This is a genomic window from Bradyrhizobium sp. (genome assembly GCF_049581145.1).
Taxonomy (GTDB): domain Bacteria; phylum Pseudomonadota; class Alphaproteobacteria; order Rhizobiales; family Xanthobacteraceae; genus Bradyrhizobium.
In genome coordinates, this window is sequence record NZ_JBAURI010000642.1 from 1 (window position 1) to 2,594 (window position 2,594).

The following is a 2,594-nucleotide window of genomic DNA, read 5'->3' on the forward strand; positions in this document are numbered from 1 at the left end:
CTGCAGCGCCGCCCATGGCGCGGTGCTTCACAAGGAAACCGGTCGCAAGCTCGGCTACGGCGAGCTCGTTGAGCCGGCGAGCCAACTATCGCCGCCGGAAGATGCTCCGCTGAAGGACCCGAAGGATTTCGTTCTGGTCGGAAAGCCCCTGAAGCGGCTCGATACGCCCGACAAGGTCAATGGCAAGGTGGTCTACGGCATCGACACGTGGCTGCCCGGCATGAAATTCGCGACTTTGGCGCAATGCCCGGTTCTTGGCGGCAAGGTTGCCGACGTCAGCGACCAGGCGAAAGCGATGAAAATGCCCGGCGTCCGACAGATCGTCGTGCTGGACGATGTGGTCGCGGTCGTCGGCGACCATATGTGGGCCGCCAAGCGCGGACTCGAAATACTGAAGATCACCTGGGACGAAGGCAAGAACGCGAACATTAGCTCCAGCGACATCTGGGAGCATCTTCGCGCTTCCGACGATAGCGAAGGCGTGATCGCAAAATCCGTCGGCGATATCGGCGCGGGCCTTGCCCAGGGCGACCGGTATAACGCCTCCTACGAGATGCCATTCCTCGCCCATGCGACGATGGAGCCGCTGAACTGCACCGTTCATGTCACGCCTGACGCATGTGACGTCTGGGTCGGAACGCAGATCATCGCCCGCGCTCAATCGGTCGCGGCGAAAGCGGCCGGCGTGCCGGACGACAAGGTGACGATCCATCAGCATCTGCTCGGCGGCGGATTCGGGCGCAGGCTGGAAGTCGACATGATCGAAGTCGCGGTCCGCATCGGCGCCGAGGTCGATCGACCCGTCAAGATCGTCTGGACGCGCGAGGAAGACGTCCGGCACGATCTCTACCGCCCTGTCTATCGCGACAGCATCTCGGCATCGCTGCTGGCCGACAAGATCGTCGGTTTCAAATACCGCGTCGCCGGGTCGTCGGTGATCGCGCGATGGTTTCCGCCGGGTTTCAAGAAGGGCATCGATCCCGATGCGGTCGATAGCGCCGTGGATACGCCGTACGACATCCCAAATTTTCAGGTGGAATATGTCCGCGTCGAGCCACCCGCGATGCGGACCGGGTTCTGGCGCGGCGTCGGCCCTAACAACAACGTGTTCGCCATTGAATGCTTCATGGATGATCTGGCCCGCAAGGTGAACAAGGATCCGATCGCGTTTCGCCGCGACATGCTCGACAAGACGCCGCGCCTTCAATATGTGCTGGATCTCGTCGCGGAGAAGTCGAACTGGGGCCAGCCGCTGCCGCCGCGCGTCGGTCGCGGCGTCAGCGTGCAGCCGACCTTCAAGACCTCGATCGCGACCGTGGTCGAGGCCGAAGTCGATCCGGAAGGTGACGTCTATATCCGCCAAGTGACGCTCGCGGTGGACTGCGGCCTCGCCATCAATCCGGACACGGTCATCGCACAGGTCGAAGGCGGCATGATCTTTGGACTCACTGCCGCCTTGTATGGCGAAGTCACGATCGACAAAGGCCGCGTTCAGCAGTCGAATTTCCACGATTATCGCATGCTGCGCATCAACCAGGCGCCCAAGATCAATGTTCACGTCGTTAGGAGCGGCGAGGTGCCGGGCGGCATCGGCGAGGCCAGCGTGATCGGAGGGCCGCCCGCGCTGCGCAACGCGATCTATGAGGCGACCGGCGTCGCGTTGCGGCGGCTTCCGATCGACAGGCGGTTGATTGCGGAGAAGAAGTCGTGATCGTGAAGCTTCTCATTGGCTCTGCCATCGCCGGTGCCGTCGTTGGGTTGGGCGCGGCCTGGTATTTGCGCGGTCCCGGTCCCCTGGACTTCACCGGCGGCAAGACCGTCGCGCTGGCCGATTACAAGGAAGACGATCCGACCGGCGTGCCTGCTGCCATGAGACAGGTTGATATGCTCGAGCGCGGAAAATATCTGGCGGAGGCGGCGGATTGCGTGGTGTGCCACACTGCGCCCGGCGGCAAGGCCTTTGCAGGCGGTTTTCCGTTCAAGCTCCCGTTCGGGACAATGTACTCGACCAACATCACGCCGGACCCAGAGACGGGCATCGGCAAATACACCGATCAGCAGTTCATTGATGCGATGCATCGAGGCATTCGGCGCGACGGCCAGCGGCTCTATCCGGCGATGCCCTATACGTCCTACAGCTACGTCACCGACGCCGATGCGCTGGCCATCAAGGCCTATCTGTTCAGCCTTGCGCCGGTACGGGTGACGCCGCCGGAAAACGCGTTGTTGTTCCCGTTCAATCAGCGGTGGGTCATGATGTTCTGGTCGCTGATATTCAATCGCGACACACGTTTCGAGCCCGATACGTCGCAGAGCGCCAAATGGAATCGCGGCGCCTATCTGGCCGAAGCACTGGCGCATTGCGGCGAATGCCATACGCCGCGCAATATCGGTTTTGCGCTCGACAACCGGCAGAAATTCGGCGGCGCTCCGGTCGACGGCTGGCGCGCCTTCAATATCTCCTCCGACAAGGCGACGGGCTTGGGCGGCTGGAGCGATCAGGACATCGCCTTCTATCTTTCCGCAGGGCACGCCTCCGGTCACGGCACCGCATCGGGGCCGATGGGCGAAGCCGTCGATCACTCCTTCAGCAC

The 2,594-nt window shown here is 62.5% G+C and carries 2 protein-coding genes; both read left to right on the forward strand.

The annotated features are described in order from the left end of the window. Positions 1–1,711, forward strand: a 1,711-nt coding sequence (locus WCB02_RS21125) for a xanthine dehydrogenase family protein molybdopterin-binding subunit (RefSeq protein ID WP_423961086.1), incomplete at its 5' end; no start/stop codon positions are given. Between the two features lie 2 nt (positions 1,712–1,713). After that, positions 1,714–2,594 (forward strand): c-type cytochrome (locus tag WCB02_RS21130; RefSeq protein ID WP_423961087.1); only part of this gene is annotated, 881 nt, incomplete at its 3' end.